Annotated in this window: 15 protein-coding genes; 11 read left to right on the top strand and 4 right to left on the bottom strand. The window is 62.7% G+C overall.

Annotated features, from left to right (window positions below):
- Positions 1–175: 175 nt before the first annotated feature.
- The 7 genes from gabT to aroQ all read left to right on the top strand — a co-directional run bounded on the left by gabT (position 176) and on the right by aroQ (position 7,616).
- Complete coding sequence (gabT, locus tag QQM37_RS13360; RefSeq protein WP_285728112.1) at positions 176–1,537, top strand: 4-aminobutyrate--2-oxoglutarate transaminase; 1,362 nt, start codon at positions 176–178, stop codon at positions 1,535–1,537.
- Positions 1,538–1,549: 12 nt separating this feature from the next.
- On the top strand, positions 1,550–3,010 hold the full coding sequence (locus QQM37_RS13355) for an NAD-dependent succinate-semialdehyde dehydrogenase (protein WP_285728111.1): 1,461 nt from the start codon (positions 1,550–1,552) through the stop codon (positions 3,008–3,010).
- 131 nt (positions 3,011–3,141) lie between these two features.
- Positions 3,142–4,443, top strand: coding sequence for an ABC transporter substrate-binding protein (locus QQM37_RS13350; RefSeq protein ID WP_285728110.1), 1,302 nt, complete (start codon positions 3,142–3,144; stop codon positions 4,441–4,443).
- Positions 4,444–4,457: 14 nt separating this feature from the next.
- On the top strand, positions 4,458–5,441 hold the full coding sequence (locus QQM37_RS13345) for a carbohydrate ABC transporter permease (RefSeq protein ID WP_285728109.1): 984 nt from the start codon (positions 4,458–4,460) through the stop codon (positions 5,439–5,441).
- The gene (locus QQM37_RS13340; protein WP_285728108.1) at positions 5,438–6,343 is read left to right on the top strand and encodes a carbohydrate ABC transporter permease; all 906 of its coding nucleotides are present in this window, start codon (positions 5,438–5,440) and stop codon (positions 6,341–6,343) included. Before QQM37_RS13345 ends, QQM37_RS13340 begins: the two co-directional genes overlap by 4 nt.
- A gap of 3 nt (positions 6,344–6,346) precedes the next feature.
- Complete coding sequence (locus QQM37_RS13335) at positions 6,347–7,123, top strand: DeoR/GlpR family DNA-binding transcription regulator (protein WP_285728113.1); 777 nt, start codon at positions 6,347–6,349, stop codon at positions 7,121–7,123.
- Positions 7,124–7,172: 49 nt separating this feature from the next.
- Entirely contained in the window at positions 7,173–7,616 is a 444-nt protein-coding gene (gene aroQ, locus QQM37_RS13330) for a type II 3-dehydroquinate dehydratase (protein ID WP_285728107.1), read from the top strand.
- 22 nt (positions 7,617–7,638) lie between these two features.
- On the opposite strand, the gene QQM37_RS13325 is transcribed toward aroQ, so the two are convergent.
- The gene (locus QQM37_RS13325; RefSeq protein WP_285728106.1) at positions 7,639–8,820 is read right to left on the bottom strand and encodes a MarP family serine protease; all 1,182 of its coding nucleotides are present in this window, start codon (positions 8,818–8,820) and stop codon (positions 7,639–7,641) included.
- 211 nt (positions 8,821–9,031) lie between these two features.
- Between QQM37_RS13325 and QQM37_RS13320 the strand changes: the two genes are divergently transcribed.
- On the top strand, positions 9,032–9,709 hold the full coding sequence (locus tag QQM37_RS13320) for a Crp/Fnr family transcriptional regulator (RefSeq protein WP_285728105.1): 678 nt from the start codon (positions 9,032–9,034) through the stop codon (positions 9,707–9,709).
- A 66-nt stretch (positions 9,710–9,775) separates the two neighbouring features.
- Here QQM37_RS13320 and QQM37_RS13315 read toward each other — a convergent pair whose 3' ends face one another.
- From QQM37_RS13315 to QQM37_RS13305, 3 genes are read right to left on the bottom strand one after another with little or no spacing between them, the layout of a single operon-like run.
- Entirely contained in the window at positions 9,776–10,729 is a 954-nt protein-coding gene (locus QQM37_RS13315) for an NUDIX hydrolase (protein WP_337250254.1), read from the bottom strand.
- A complete protein-coding gene (locus tag QQM37_RS13310) occupies positions 10,716–11,228 on the bottom strand; it encodes a RidA family protein (protein WP_285728103.1) in 513 nt (170 codons plus the stop codon). Before QQM37_RS13310 ends, QQM37_RS13315 begins: the two co-directional genes overlap by 14 nt.
- Position 11,229: 1 nt before the next feature.
- Positions 11,230–11,385, bottom strand: a complete 156-nt coding sequence (locus QQM37_RS13305; protein WP_285728102.1) for a Sp36 family protein — start codon at positions 11,383–11,385, stop codon at positions 11,230–11,232.
- A gap of 35 nt (positions 11,386–11,420) precedes the next feature.
- Between QQM37_RS13305 and QQM37_RS13300 the strand changes: the two genes are divergently transcribed.
- From QQM37_RS13300 to QQM37_RS13290, 3 genes are all read left to right on the top strand, one after another.
- Positions 11,421–13,715, top strand: a complete 2,295-nt coding sequence (locus QQM37_RS13300) for a transglycosylase domain-containing protein (protein WP_285728101.1) — start codon at positions 11,421–11,423, stop codon at positions 13,713–13,715.
- A complete protein-coding gene (locus QQM37_RS13295) occupies positions 13,712–14,650 on the top strand; it encodes a metallophosphoesterase (RefSeq protein WP_285728100.1) in 939 nt (312 codons plus the stop codon). The genes QQM37_RS13300 and QQM37_RS13295 overlap by 4 nt, the downstream gene beginning before the upstream one ends.
- Positions 14,651–14,912: 262 nt before the next feature.
- Positions 14,913–15,416: a hypothetical protein gene (locus QQM37_RS13290; protein ID WP_285728099.1), complete on the top strand. Its 504-nt coding sequence runs from the start codon at positions 14,913–14,915 to the stop codon at positions 15,414–15,416.
- Positions 15,417–15,442: the final 26 nt, after the last annotated feature.

Below are 15,442 nucleotides of genomic sequence, written 5' to 3'. Positions count from 1 at the left end.
GGTCGTGCCCCCCCCCCCCACGCCCCGGGGGGCCCCCCCCCCCCCCCACCACTCAGCGGGATCCTCCGCGGAGCGTGACATCGCCGAGGCCTTCGCCTAGTGTCGAAAGGGGTCTCCGAAACCCAAAGCATGAGAGACCTGAGCAACGACGCGCGTGTGCGGAAGGTCAAGAACCATGTCTGATGTTGAAACGCCTGTCCTCACTCCGGTGGGTGGCCCCTCGCTCCCCCAGGAGCGCCGCCTGATCACCGCAATTCCGGGTCCCCGTTCTCAGGAATTGGCCGCGCGTGCCGCAACCGCCGTCTCCGCCGCAATCAGCACCACGCTCCCGGTCTATGCCGTGGCTGCAGGCGGAGGCGTCGTGGTCGACGTCGATGGGAACTCACTGATCGATCTGGGTTCCGGCATCGCGGTGACCAGTGTGGGCAATGCCGCCCCGCGAGTGGTTGAGGCGATACAGCGTCAGGCAGCCCAGTTCACGCACACCTGCTTCATGGTCACCCCCTATGAGGGCTATGTGGCCGTCGCGGAGAAGCTCAATGCGCTGACCCCTGGCGATCACCAGAAGCGCACGGCCCTGTTCAACTCCGGCGCGGAGGCAGTGGAAAACGCCATCAAGGTAGCCCGCACTCACACCGGGAAGGCTGCCGTCGTCGCCTTCGATCACGCCTATCACGGTCGCACCAACCTCACCATGGGTCTGACCGCGAAGAACCTCCCGTACAAGGACGGCTTCGGTCCCTTCGCCGGCGAGGTCTACCGTTTCGCTGCCTCCTACCCCTTCCGTGACGGGGAGATCGACGGCGCAGCCAGGGCTCGGGCGACGATCCAGGCGATCGAGAAGCAGGTGGGTGCGCATAACCTGGCCGCCGTCATCATCGAACCCATTCAGGGCGAAGGCGGCTTCATCGTCCCCGCGGACGGTTTCCTGCAGACCCTCGTGGCCTGGTGCCGGGAGAGCAACGTGGTGTTCATTGCCGATGAGGTCCAGACGGGTTTCGCGCGGACCGGCAGCTGGTTCGCCTCGGAACAGTTCGGCATCGTGCCCGATGTCGTCACGATGGCCAAGGGGATCGCTGGAGGCCTGCCACTGGCCGCCGTCACCGGACGCGCCGAGATCATGGATTCGCCCGTGGCGGGGGGCCTCGGTGGCACCTACGGCGGCAATCCGGTGGCCTGCGCTGCGGCCCTGGCCGCGCTGGAGACCTACGAGCGGGAGGACCTGGCGGCCCGGGCCCGGCGCATCGAGACGATCATCACCGAACGTTTCACGGCGGAGCAGAGCCGGGATCCGCGCATCGGCGATGTCCGTGGCCTCGGCGCCATGATGGCCATCGAGTTCATCGACCCGGCCACCGGAGAGCCGGATGCCGCTCTGGTGCGCGCGATTGCTGCGGAGGCTCACCGGCAGGGCGTCGTCGTCCTGACCGCCGGAACCTACGGCAATGTCATCCGCTTCCTGCCGCCACTGAGCATTGGCGAAGATCTGCTGGCCGAAGGCCTCGACGTCGTTCTCGAAGCTCTACGAAACTCCTGAAAGGTGCCTTCCATGCTGAGCCAGTCTGAGCTGCTCGCCACCATGCCCACCGGCTTGTACATCGACGGTGCCTTCCGCGAAGGGAGCAGTGGTCGGCACCTCGAGGTGATGAATCCGGCCACCGGAGAAGTGCTGCACACCATCGCTGATGCCAGCCCTGCCGACGGTCTGGTTGCGCTCGATGCCGCCGTGGCGGCCGCCGATGCCTGGGCCGCCACCTCGGCCCGCTCCCGCGGCGAGATCCTGCGGAAGGCCTTCGATCTGCTCCAGGAGCGCCGTGACGCCTTTGCCCTCACCATGACCCTGGAGATGGGCAAGCCGCTGGTCGAGGCCTACGGCGAGGTAAACTACGGCGGCGAATTCCTGCGCTGGTTCTCCGAGGAAGCACCGCGGATCGCCGGCCGTTACGGCCCGAATCCCGAGGGCACCGGCACCATGATCGTCTCACAACGGCCCGTGGGACCCTGTTTTTTGATGACACCCTGGAACTTCCCACTCGCGATGGCGACCCGCAAGATCGCCCCGGCCCTCGCCGCCGGCTGCACGGTGGTGGTGAAACCGGCGGAGCTGACTCCGCTCACCACCCTGTTGTTTGCACAGCTGCTGGAGGATGCGGGGGTTCCGGCCGGCGTCGTGAACGTCATCACCACCTCCAGTTCCGCCGAGGTGTCCGCACCGATTATTGCAGACCCGAGGCTGCGTAAGCTCAGCTTCACCGGATCCACTCCGGTGGGCCGAACGCTGCTCCGACAGGCGGCCGATGGCGTGCTGCGCACCTCAATGGAACTCGGCGGCAATGCTCCCTTCCTCGTCTTCGAGGATGCTGATCTGGACCAGGCCGTGGACGGCGCCCTGCTGGCCAAGTTCCGCAATATCGGCCAGGCCTGTACGGCAGCCAATCGCTTCATCGTGCACGAGTCGGTGGCCGGAGAATTCGCCCACCGGGTCACCGAACGGGTTCAGGCGTTCAGGACCGGGCCCGGCACCGAGGACGGCGTCACGATCGGCCCGCTGATCGATGGGCGGGCCGTGGACAAGGCGGCCGCTCTGGTCGACGACGCTGTGGCCAAGGGTGCCCGGCTGCTCACCGGTGGCCGGGCGATCGAAGGACCGGGCAGCTTCTTCGAGGCGACCGTACTGGACCGGGTGCCAGCCGATGCCGATCTTCTCCGCGAGGAGATCTTCGCCCCGGTACTCGCCATCGTGCCGTTCTCCACCGAGGAACAGGCCGTCCAGCTGGCTAATGACACCGAGTACGGCCTGGTGGGCTACGTTTTCACCCAGGATCTGGCCCGGGGCCACCGGATGATCGCGCGACTGGCCACCGGCATGATGGGGCTCAATGTGGGGGTTGTCTCGAACGCAGCGGCGCCGTTTGGTGGGATCAAACAGTCCGGGCTGGGCCGCGAGGGCGGTCTGGAAGGCATCCACGAATACCTGTCCACCAAATACACCCTGATTCCGGGGGCCTGAGGGGATCTGATCCTGCCTGAATCGGTGCATCGCTAACGATTGGGATACTTTGAGTTTTCTTGTTCCTTTTTGATCCTTTCTGTCTTAGTCTTGTGTCACAACTCACACCGGACGTCGTCAAAGGGGACATCGTGAACGCCACTGGAACATCCAGCACCAAAGATTTCAATCGTCGAAGCCTGTTCAAAGGTCTGGGACTCGGAGCTGTGGCTCTCGCCGGAGTCCCCGCTCTGGCCGCTTGCGGAAGCGGCGGGGGTTCGGGCGGAAGCAGCAGCACCACACTGACCTTCGGCTCGGGTTCCTCGGACGATGTGCCCAAGCGTGCCTATGAGGCTGTGATGGCGGCCTTCAAGGCCAAGAAGAACGAAACGGTCACCGCGAACGTCGTTCCTCACAACGACTTCCAGGAAAAGATCAGCTCCTACCTTCAGGGCAGCCCCGACGATGCCTTCACCTGGTTTGCCGGGTACCGCATGCAGTACTACGCGGACAAGGGGTTCCTCGCCCCGGTCGATGACGTCTGGGACAAGATCGGGGCGAACTTTTCCGATGCGCTCAAAAAGGCGTCCACCGGCAAGGACGGGAAGAAGTATCTTGTTCCGAACTACAACTACCCCTGGGGCTTCTTCTACCGTAAGAGTGTCTGGCAGCAGAAGGGTTACGCAGAGCCCACCACCTTCGATGCACTGAAGGCCCTCTGCACGAAGATGAAGGCGGACGGCCTGATCCCGATCGCTTTTGCCGACAAGGACGGTTGGCCCGCCATGGGCACCTTCGACTACCTGAACATGCGTCTCAACGGTTTCCAGTTCCACATGGATCTCTGCGCTCACAAGGAAAGCTGGGATCAGAAGAAGGTCAGTGATGTCTTCGATTCCTGGAAGGCACTGCTGCCTTTCCAGGATCCGGCCGCTCTGGGCGCCACCTGGCAGGATGCCGCCAAGACTCTCGGGGATAAAAAGACGGGCATGTACCTGCTGGGCTCCTTTGTGACCCAGCAGTTCACCGACCCAGCCATTCTGGCCGACATCTCCTTCTTCCCCTTCCCCGAAATGGCCATGGAGGGCCGCGATTCGGTGGAGGCGCCCATCGACGGCCTTCTGCTGTCCAAAAAGGGCGGCCAGAACCAGGCAGCCCGGGACTTTGTGGAATTCATCGGCACTGCTGACGGCCAGAACGCCTACTACTCGGTGGACACCTCCAACCTGCCCACAGTCAAGGGGGCGGACACCTCCAAGTTTTCGCCGCTGAACAAACTCTGCGCGGATACCATCGCCAATGCTAAGAACATCTCACAGTTCTTTGACCGCGATGCGTTGCCCGCCATGGCCAGCAACGTCATGATTCCCGCGCTGCAGGCCTTCCTCAAGGACGGCACGGTGGACGTGAAGAACATGGAAGCCCAGGCCAAGCAGCTCTACGCCGCACAGTAAGGGTCCCGACCTCGATGGCGAACAGTAACGTGCTTGGCACTCCTGCCGCCGGTGCCGCCCAGGCGGCACCGGCGGCATCCCGGCAGGGCTCACCCCGGAAAAACCGGAGGCTGCGACGGCTCAGCAAGCGTGATGTGGTGATCCTCTCGATCATGGTGGGCATCCCCACCCTGATCCAGGTCCTGCTGATCTGGGGCCCCACCCTGCTCTCGATCGGCCTCTCCTTCGCCCGGTGGAACGGGCTGGACCTCAGCGATATCAAGGCCGCAGGAGTTGCCAACTACCAGTACATCTTCCAGGACTACCCGGCCTTCTGGCCCGCCGTAGGCCATAACGTGCTCTGGCTGGTCTTCCTGGGAATCATCGGCACTCCTCTGGGACTACTGCTGGCCGTGTTGCTGGACCAGAGGATCAAGGGCAGCCGGATCTACCAGGGGATCTTTTTCACCCCGGTGATGCTGTCCATGGCGCTGATCGGCGTGATCTGGCAGCTGTTCTACAACAAGGACAACGGGCTGCTGAACTTCCTGCTGGGTACTGCAGGCACCCCACAGGCGGTCGACTGGTTCGGTGACTCCTCAGTGAACATCTGGGCGGCGCTGGCGGCCGCTACCTGGCGTCACGCTGGCTACGTCATGATCCTCTATTTAGCTGGCCTCAAAGGGGTGGACCCGACCCTGCGGGAGGCTGCGGCGCTTGACGGTGCCAGTACCAGCCAGACGTTCTTCCGCGTGATTTTCCCGGCCATGAAGCCGATCAACATCATCATTGTGGTCATCACGATTATCGAATCGCTCCGCGCCTTCGACGTGGTGTACGTGATCAACAAGGGTCGGAATGGACTGGAGTTGCTCAGTGCCCTGGTCATCCAGAATCTCGTGGGTGAAGGCCAGGTGATCGGCGTGGGCTCAGCTCTGGCCGTCATTCTGCTGATCATCTCGCTGGTGCCCATCGTCTGGTACCTGATTCGCACCTTCCGGAAGGACGAGAGAGCATGACCTCCAGCACAGCGGCTCGCCCCGCGGTAGTTCCGTCGCGTATCAGACAACCCGGAAAGAAGCACTGGGGCACCCATCTGTTCCTGGCGGTGATGGCCGTGATCTGGCTGGTACCCCTGCTCTGGAGCGTCTTCACGGCGCTCCGTCCCAAAGCCTCCACCGACAAATTCGGATATTTCAGCTTCGGCGGGGACTTCAACCTGCAGAATTTTGTGGATGCCTGGACGCGGGGCGGAATGCTCAAGTATCTGGTGAATTCGGCCGTGATCACCATCCCCACGGTGATCATCACACTATTTCTGGCGTCGATGATGGCCTTTGCAGTCAGCCGAGTCAGCTGGAAATTCAACCTCACCCTGCTCATCATGTTCACCGCCGGGAATCTGCTGCCTCCTCAGGTGCTTGCGGCCCCGCTGTTCGAAATGTTCAAACATGTGGATCTGCCGTATTCGATCAGCCCCTCGGGAAATATGCTCAACACCACGCTGTCAGTGATCGCGGTTAATTCGGCCTTCCAGATCGGCTTCTGTACCTTCGTACTGAGCAACTACATGAAGGCGCTCTCCTCGGATCTCACCGAAGCCGCACTGGTCGACGGAGCCGGCATCTGGCGCCAGTACTGGTCCATCATCATGCCGCTGTGCCGACCGGCGCTGGCCGCTCTGGCCACGCTGGAGGTCGTGTTCATCTACAACGACTACTTCTGGCCCTTGTTGCTGATCCAGAGTGGTGATCTGCTCCCCATCACGGCGGGGATCAACAATCTGCAGGGACAGTTCCTCTCCAACTACAATTTGATTGCGGCCGGTGCCATCATCACGGTGATCCCGACCCTTGTCATTTACTTGGCACTCCAACGTCAGTTCGTCGCGGGCCTGACCCTCGGCTCAAGCAAGGGGTGAATTCTGCTCGCAGAAGCGCGACGCGTCGCCGTCATCGAGGCCGTTCAGCGGGACCGGATTGCCCGGGTGGCAGATCTGGCCGAGGAACTGGGCGTGTCCGTGATGACCGTGCGCCGCGATATCGACCAGCTTCATGAGGCTGGGATTCTGCAGAAAATCCACGGCGGGGCCAAAGCCATCCCGGAACGCAGCATGTTTGAGCCCGGCTTCGAGGCCAAATCCACCCAGTTCCAGGCCGAAAAAGAGGCCATTGCGCTTGCGGCGGCAGCGCTGGTGGAGGAGGGCATGGCGATCGGGCTCAGTGCTGGCACTACCACCTGGACGCTGGCCCGGCATCTGAGCTCGATGAAGAACCTTACCGTGGTCAGCAATTCAGTGCAGATCGCCCAGGTGTTCTACACGGCGCAGTCGGAGAGTACGATCCTGCTCACCGGTGGCCAGCGAACCCCCTCCGACGCTCTGGTAGGCCCGATGGCGATCGAGTCGATGCGCCGGCTCCACTTGGACCTGCTCTTCCTGGGGGTGCACGGGATGGACGCTCACGCCGGATTCACCACACCCAATATGCTCGAGGCGGAGATGGACCGGGTCATGGTGGCGGCCTCCCGTACCGTGGTGGTGGTGGCCGATCACAGCAAATGGGACCTGCGGGGTGTGTCCGCGGTGGCGTCCTTCGAGGAAGTCGATCATCTGATCACCGATGACGGCCTCAGCCGCGGAGCAAGGGACTTCCTCAAGCCGGTGATGCGGCGGTTGACAGTCGTCCCGGCGGCCCAGTAGCCGTCTACTGGGTAAGCCTCCGGTCAACGGCAGATGGCATACTGATTTCATGACTTCCGCAGGTAACCTTCTGGTGCTCAATGGTCCGAATCTGAACCTTCTGGGCCTGCGGGAACCAGCCATCTATGGCACTGCGACCCTGGACGATGTGGAACAGCTCTGCCTGCGGGTGGGCGATGAACTGGGCTACTCCGTGGAGTGCATCCAGTCCAACCATGAGGGTGATCTGATCGACGCCATCCATGCTGCCCGGGAGGGGTGCGACGGCATCGTGATCAACGCCGGTGCCTACACGCACACCTCCGTCGCGCTCCGTGACGCGCTCTCCGCGGTGCCGGTGCCCGCCATCGAGGTTCACCTCTCCAATGTGCACGCCCGGGAGGAATTCCGGCACCACTCGCTGCTCTCCCCCGTGGTGAGCGCCGTCATCGTCGGTGCCGGGGTGAACGGCTACCGGCTGGCCATCGAACAGCTGGCCTGGTTGAGGAAGTAAGGGGCTGAACGCCAGCTGATCACTACTTTTTAGTGCATGTCCCGGAGGACACCTGGGAGCTGAGCCCGGGAGCCTGCTGAACCACGGGTGTCACTTCCTTGAGTGAGAAGGCGTAGCCCACCGGGTCGTTGGAATCCGATTTGGCGAAGACCAGGCCGGAGACGGTGCCGTCCATGCCCAGCAGCGGCCCGCCGGAGTTGCCCGGCTGCACATCGGCGGCCAATTGGTAGATCTCCTCCGGCTGCGGGTTCTGTCCGTAAATATCCGGGACCATGACCGTGCCCATGGTCGTCACGGTGGCCGGCTTGGACTGGAACGGTCCGCCGTGCGGATAGCCGTCCACAGCGGCGGCAGCGCCGGCCGCCAGAGTCGGCCCCAGCGAAAGCGGCGCGACGTTGAGGCCATCGACGGCGATGACGGCCAGGTCCTTCTGCGGGTTGAAGTAGACCACGCGCCCCGGGAGGGCTCCGCCACCGAACTCGACCACCGGCTGGCTGACACCGGCCACCACATGGGCGTTCGTGACCACGCGACCGGGTGCCGTCACAAAGCCGGATCCGGTCTGGTTCTGCCCGCATTGGAAGGCCGTGCCGGTGATCCGCAGAACGGATGCCCCGGCCTGGGTCAGTTGCGGCGTCGGCGACTGGTGAGCGGGCGGCTGCTGGCCCGTGATGGGCCCGAGCGGGTTGAGCAGCTGGGGGATCCCACCCTGCAGCACGGTGGAGCGCAGCTGTGCCACGGCCTGCTGCACGGGGGCAGGCGTCCATTGGTCGATGGTCCGGATGACCGCGGACTGGCCGATCGCCTGAGAGATCGGGGCCACACCGAAAGAACTGATGGTGAAGGCGATGGGTGAGATCAGCAGTGCCGTGATCACGACGGCGGCCACCGCGCCCAGGGCACGGTTCAGCACCCGGATCGGCTCCGAGCGGACATTGCGGTTCAGTGCCTGCCCCACGGAGTAGCCCAGCCAGTAGCCGAGGAAAAGCAGAAGCAGCGCAGAACCCACGACGGCGGTCAGTCGCCAGCCGGAATCCCCCGCCCAGGTGCTCACCAGCGGCACCGCGAAAAAGGCCGCCACCGCACCCGCGGCAAAGCCCAGGACGCTGCACAGACTGAGCACGAGCCCGGCCCGCCATCCGTAGAAGAGCTGCCACACCAGTAGCAGGATCAACGGAAGATCTAGCCATCCCCAACCGGTCACAGTGCATCCTTACGTCATCCCAACCTACGAGCGTTCAGTGTACCGGGAGCGGTTAAGCGGGCTCTGTGGGGTCAGACTGAGACGCTGAAACCGCTGATTCCTGCGAATTTTTGGTCGAAACCGCCGCAGCCATGCCAACTACGTCACATTTTGTGGGGATATCTGAAACAATTGCCCCAGAACAGCATTTAACCCTTACTCAGGAGATTTCATGGACATCGAGGTTTTGCGCCGTGCGCCACTTTTCGCCACTCTGGACGATGAAGCGTTCCGGTTGCTCACCGACGAGCTCACGGAGGTCGACCTCTCCCGTGGGGCGTCGGTTTTCCATGAGGGCGATCAGGGCGATCAGCTGTACTTCATTGTGTCCGGCAAGGTGAAACTGGGCCGCACGGCACCCGATGGGCGTGAATCGCTGCTGGCCATTCTGGGCCCCGGTGAGTTGTTTGGTGAGATGGCGCTCTTCGACCCGGGCGCGCGTACCGCTACGGCCACGGCGGTGTCGGAGACCCGTCTGGCCGGTCTGCGCAATGAGAGCCTGCGTGCCCTGTTGCAGAGCCGCCCCGAGGTGTCCCTGCAGTTGCTCCAGGCCCTGGCCCGCCGCCTGCGCCGGACCAACGACAATCTCTCTGACCTGGTTTTCTCTGATGTGCCCGGCCGCGTGGCCAAGGCGCTGATCGATCTCTCCGAGCGATTCGGCCGCCCCGCCACGGACGGCATTCTGGTGGCTCACGAGCTCACGCAGGAGGAGCTGGCTCAGCTGGTGGGCGCGTCCCGGGAAACCGTGAACAAGGCCCTGGCCGAGTTTGTGCAGCGCGGCTGGTTGCGTCTTGAGGCCCGCGCCGTGGTCATCCTGGACATCAACCGCCTCCGCCAGCGCAGCCGCTAAGGTTCTTCGCAACTGGGTAGCAGCGTAGTTGCTACCCAGTGAGGATCGTCACGACCGGTGGGAGCGTCAGCGCTCGCGGCAGGAGGCATCGCTGGCGTTGGTGGCATCCACCTCAAGCCAGTACTCATCGCCGTCTACCACCAGATGCGGCTGATAAGCCAGTAGCGGGCGCTTGTGGTTCAGGTAGGCGATGCAGCCGCTGGAGGAAGCGATCTTGTTCAGGATGAGGTCGCAGCCTGAACTGACCAGCTCGCCCAGTGTGCGGCCCACGGTGTTCCCGGCGCCGACGGCGTCACCCAGGGCGGTCGTGTCACGTTCTGCCACTAGCCTGGAGGGGCAGACCCAGTCCGCCCAGCGGTGTTGCCCGTCCACACGGTCCAGCGGTGTAGCGGTCTGGTTCGAGGGCACGGGTGCGGCAAAATAACGGGTCTTGAAGCGCCGGTGCGCAAAATCCGGGCTGATCCAGTAGAGCAGCGGCTTCAGCAGGTCGGTGCGCAAGGCAAGCCCGCGCTTGGCCAGCAGCTCCGGCATCGCGAGCTCCTGCTCCGCCATCATTTGCCGTTTGCGGGTCCATTCAGCAGAGGGCGTCACATCGATCACGGTGTTGGCGTTGGATCCGGCCAGCAGCACACCGGTTTCCTCAAAGGTCTCCCGGATGGCTGCCACCACGTGGCGTCTGGCCAGAACATCGTCTTCCAGGCCCAGAGCCTTGGCCCATTGCGCGGGTGAGGGGCCTACCCAGTCGACCTCGGCGTCGTCGTTCTCTTCCAGGCTGCCACCGGGGAAGGTCACCGTGCCCAGCGGCGAGTAGTTGCGCCGGTAGGTCAGGAAGGTCTCTGGCCCACGGGAACTGTCCCGCAACAGGACCATGGCGGAGGCGTAGCGGGCCTTCGCTGGCGTCCGGCCGCCCTGCTCGACCCAGATGTGGGCGGAATCCACTTCATCTTGCCAGAGCTGGAAGCGCCGTTTGAGGGCGCCACCACCAGCGGCTGAGGAAGGGTTGGAGCTAGTGGAACTCAACAAGCAACTCGACCTCCACCGGCGCGTCCAGGGGAAGCACAGCCACGCCGACGGCGGAGCGCGCGTGCATGCCAGCCTCACCGAAGACCTGGCCCAGCAGCTCCGAGGCACCATTGATCACACCAGGCTGGCCGGTGAACTCCGGAACGGAGGCGACGAACCCGACCACCTTGATCACGCGTGTCACCCGGTCCAGGTCACCGATCACGCTCTTAATAGCTGCCAGCGCGTTGACCACAGCAACCGCAGCGGCCTCCTTGGCCTGCTCCGCCGTGACCTCAGCGCCAACCTTTCCGGTCACTGTGAGTTTGCCCGCAACGCTGGGTAGCTGGCCGGAGGTGAAAATCTGATGACCCGCGACGACGGCGGGCACGTAGGCGGCTACCGGCGCGGCGACGGGCGGCAACGGGCGGCCCAGCTCAGCAAGCCGGGCTTCAATGACAGAGTTTTCGGTGGTGGAGATCCGCGGATCCGCGGCCACAGCAGAGCTTTCGCTCACGTCAGTTCTTCTCTCTCTTCAGGTACGCCACCAGGCCGTTTCCGTTGGGGCCTGGGACCACCTGAACCAGTTCCCAGCCGTCGGCTCCCCACTGATCCAGAATCTGCTTCGTGGCGTGGACAATGAGCGGTACGGTGGCGTATTCCCAGGCGGTCATGGGTTCAGCGTATCGCTCCCCGGTAGACTGGTGAAATGGCTCAAAGTAAGAATCCCTTCCTGGATACTGCCACCACCCTGGGAAAGCTGGTGGGCTTCCTGGCGATCAGCGTGCTCTGCGGCGTTCTGGTGGCTGGACTGGTGGTGCCCACGGTAGCCCTAGTGGGAACCGCAGCAAGCAGCTCCATCAGTGCTTTTGACCAGTTGCCTGATCAGCTCAAGGTGGACAATCCGCCGGAGGTGACGACGATCCTGGCCTCGGACGGCTCCACCATCGCCTCCCTCTATGACCAGAACCGGACGCCCGTTCCGCTGGATCAGATGTCCCAGTTCATCAAGGACGGCATCGTCTCCATTGAGGACGCCCGCTACTACGAGCATGGCGGCGTGGACCCCAAGGGCATTCTGCGCAGCATCGTTGCTGCCGCGGGCGGTAGCCGCCAGGGTGCCTCCACCATCACCCAGCAGTATGTCAACAACGTGCTGAACTACTCGCTGGAAGCCCAAGGCAAGGGAGACCAGGCATCCTGGGGTATCAACAAGACCCTGGGTGACAAGATCCGTGAGATCAAGCTCGCCATCTCCCTGGAGAAGAAGTACTCCAAGGATGACATCCTCAAGGGCTACCTGAACATTGTGAACTTCTCCAATGGTGCCTTCGGCATTCAGGCAGCTTCTCAGCTGTACTTCCAGGTCAACGCCAAGGACCTGACTCTGCCGCAGGCAGCGCTGCTGGCCGGCGTGGTGAACAGCCCCGGCGCTTACGACCCGGTGGCACACCCGGAGGCAGCCAAGAGCCGCCGCGACATGGTGCTGAACAACATGCTGGATCAGAAGAAGATCAGCCAGGCCCAGCACGATGCCGCCGTGGCCACCCCGATTCAGGTTCACGTGGTGCCGCGCGCGAATGGTTGCATTGCGGCACCCACCGCACAGTTCTTCTGTGATTACGTGAAGAATCTCTTCCTCAGCAATCCCGACTACGGCGCGACCCCGGAGGCCCGTGCTTCGCTGCTGACCCAGGGCGGACTCACCATCAAGACGACCCTGGACCCCAAGGCACAGCAGGTTGCTCAGGACCAGGCCAATGCCACCAGTTCGCCGGATGATATTCAGAGGCTCAATCGCGGTGCGGCGATCGTTAGTGTTCAGCCAGGTACCGGCAAGGTCGTCGCCATGGCGCAGAACTTCAAGATGTCCAATCAGACGGCCCACGGTCAGACTGCGTATAACTTCAGCGTGCCGAGGTTCGATGCCAATGGGAATTACCTGGGTGGTCTCGGCACCATGCAGGCTGGCTCGACCATGAAACCCTTCACCTTCGCTTCGTGGCTGGATGCCGGCAAGTCTTTGAACGCCGTGGTGGATGGCTCTCGCCAGGACTACGGCAGCAACTTCAAGTGGACCAATAGCTGCGGCACTACTTCGAGCACATACAAGGCGGGAGAGAGCGGCCCTCTTCAAAACGACGAGCCGAACTTCTACAAGCCCATGAGCGTTGTACAGGGCCTCGCTGGTTCTATCAACACCATTACCTTCGCCACCGCAGCCCAGCTGGATTTCTGCAATATCAAAAAGATGACCCAGGCCGTTGGGTTGAGCAAACTCAACACGGACCATACTGCCCAGGAACCACTTGACTTCGCCCAGGCCTCAGAACTTCTCGGCAATGACTCGATCGCACCGTTGACCTTGGCCAATGCGTTCGCCACTTTTGCCAGCGGTGGTATCCACTGTGAGCCGAATGCCTTGGTCTCCGTCACCGATCAGCAGGGCAAGAACTTGCCAGTACCATCCGGAAATTGCAAGCAGACCGTGCAACCTGGTGTAGCTGCTGGAGTGCTGTTCGGCATGACCCGGGTACTCAACGACCCCATTGGATCGGGATCCATTATCAAGCCCGCTGTGCGTCAGACCTACAACATCGGCGTCAAGACAGGTACCTCAAACTTCAACCAGGACACCTGGGTGGTCGGGACCACCACTGGCTTGACCACGGCATCCTGGTTTGGAAACCCCACCGGAAACACGAATGACATTTTCTACAACAACCAGAATGTCAGCTTCAACGGCATCCCCTACCCCCAGCTGGATGGTAAAGACGTGGCAGGTACCGCGTTCTCGCAGTACATGAACACCATCGCTTCGAGCTACAGCCCGGGCGCCTTTCCTGCTGTTCCGGCGAACCTCACCACTCAACCCGTACAGCCGAAGCCCTCTGGAACCTCCAGCGCGCCCGCCTCAGGTGGGGCATCGGCGCCACCTGCATCGAACCCTCCAGGCGGGGATTCCAAGGGCAACGGGAACGGCAACCAGGGCAACAAGCCTTGACCTTTGCACCCAACCGCTCAACGCTCCGCCCTTGGGCCGCTGGCCTAGCCGTCACTGCTGCGGCGGGTGCCGCCTGTGTGGCGTACGGATCGCTGATTGAGCGGAACTGGTTCACCCTGCGGCGTGAGACGGTGGCGGTGTTGCCGAAAGGTGCAGCCCCGATGACGGTGCTGCACCTTTCGGACATCCACCTGGATCTGGGCCAACGTCGCAAGCGGGACTGGCTACGCAGTCTGGCGGATCTGAAGCCGGACCTGGTGGTGAACACCGGGGACAACCTCACGCATCCGCGGGCCATCGACCCGTTGCTGGAGGCGCTAAAGCCGCTGATGGCCTTCCCCGGGGTCTTTGTGCCGGGGTCGAACGACTACTACGCGCCCGTATTCAAGAATCCCGCGGTGTATCTGCGTGGGCCATCTAAAGTTGCGCGGCATAAAAACCCAGTCCACTTGGACACTGCACGGCTGCACGCCGGATTCGGTGCAGGGGGCTGGATCGACCTGACCAATCGTCATCAGTCGTTGGCGCTGCACGGCATCCGCTTCGATTTCACCGGCGTGGATGACCCGCATCTTAAGCGCGAGCGCTATGCAGGGTGGCCTGCGGGATCATCCACCCAGGACGAGGCACCGCATGTGCGGATCGCGGTGGCCCATGCGCCGTATCAGCGGGTGCTGGATCGCTTCACTGCAGATGATGCGGATCTGATTCTGGCTGGCCACACCCACGGTGGCCAGCTCTGTGTGCCCGGGTACGGTGCTCTGGTCAGCAATTGCGATCTGCCCACCTGGCGGGCCAAGGGCCTAACCTACTGGGAGAACGAGGGCAAGACCGTCCCGCTCAACGTGTCCGGCGGCATCGGCACCTCCCGCTACGCCCCCATCCGCTTCGCCTGCCGTCCTGAAGCAGTGCTGCTGACGCTCATCGAAAGGTAAGGACCGCTCCTTTCGACGTTGAGCGGCCGGAATGGTAGTTCAGTGCCCGGAGGGCGAAAAAGTCCCCTCTAACGCCCACCGGAAGCTGGACTACCATCCCATCTGATGAGGAGACCTCATCAGCTCACCGCACCGACACTGCGCCGCTAGACGGCCACCAAGAACCCACCCGCGGTCTGATCCTTTTGGGCGGCGCCTTTGGAAGGCTGGCAATGACCACCCACCAGCATCCGAGGAGCAGCCCGTGACTCACCCTCATCGCATGATGAATCGGCTCGCTTCACCCGCCGCGGCGCTCGCGCTGTTGGCCCTCTATGTCGCGTTCTTTAGCTGGTTCGGAACGAAACAATATTCCTTTGAGCTGGGGGAAACACTCTGGTCACCCCTCAGGTTGGCGGCGCTTTTCGTGATCGCAATAGCGCTTCTATCGTTGTCTTTTCTGCTGGACTGGGAGGTTACCTCTCGTCCAGCCAGATGGCCAGTACTGCTGGTCGCAATTGGACTCTCGGGCTTTTTGTTGTTTTGCTTTTTGATCATTGCAGTGTTGATGGCTGACACCCTTTCGCTACTCACCTTCACCAGGATGGCCTCCCCAGCCATTCCCCTCATCGCGTCCGATCTGTCGCTCATACTTGCCATAGGGACGCGTCATGGTCGGGGCACCAAGAGAAACCTCGATCGACCCATGGTCTACATAGTCCCCGCACTCACGTATTCCACCCTCACCATTGCCGCTTTGGCCGTCTACGCCAACGCACACGGCTAGTGTCGCGTGTCGTTAATGCTTAGACG

This window comes from Psychromicrobium xiongbiense, from assembly GCF_030271165.1.
Taxonomy (GTDB): Bacteria; Actinomycetota; Actinomycetes; order Actinomycetales; family Micrococcaceae; genus Renibacterium; species Renibacterium xiongbiense.
The sequence above is the reverse complement of the archived record's forward strand: the minus strand, read 5'-3'. Positions and strand labels throughout refer to the sequence as shown.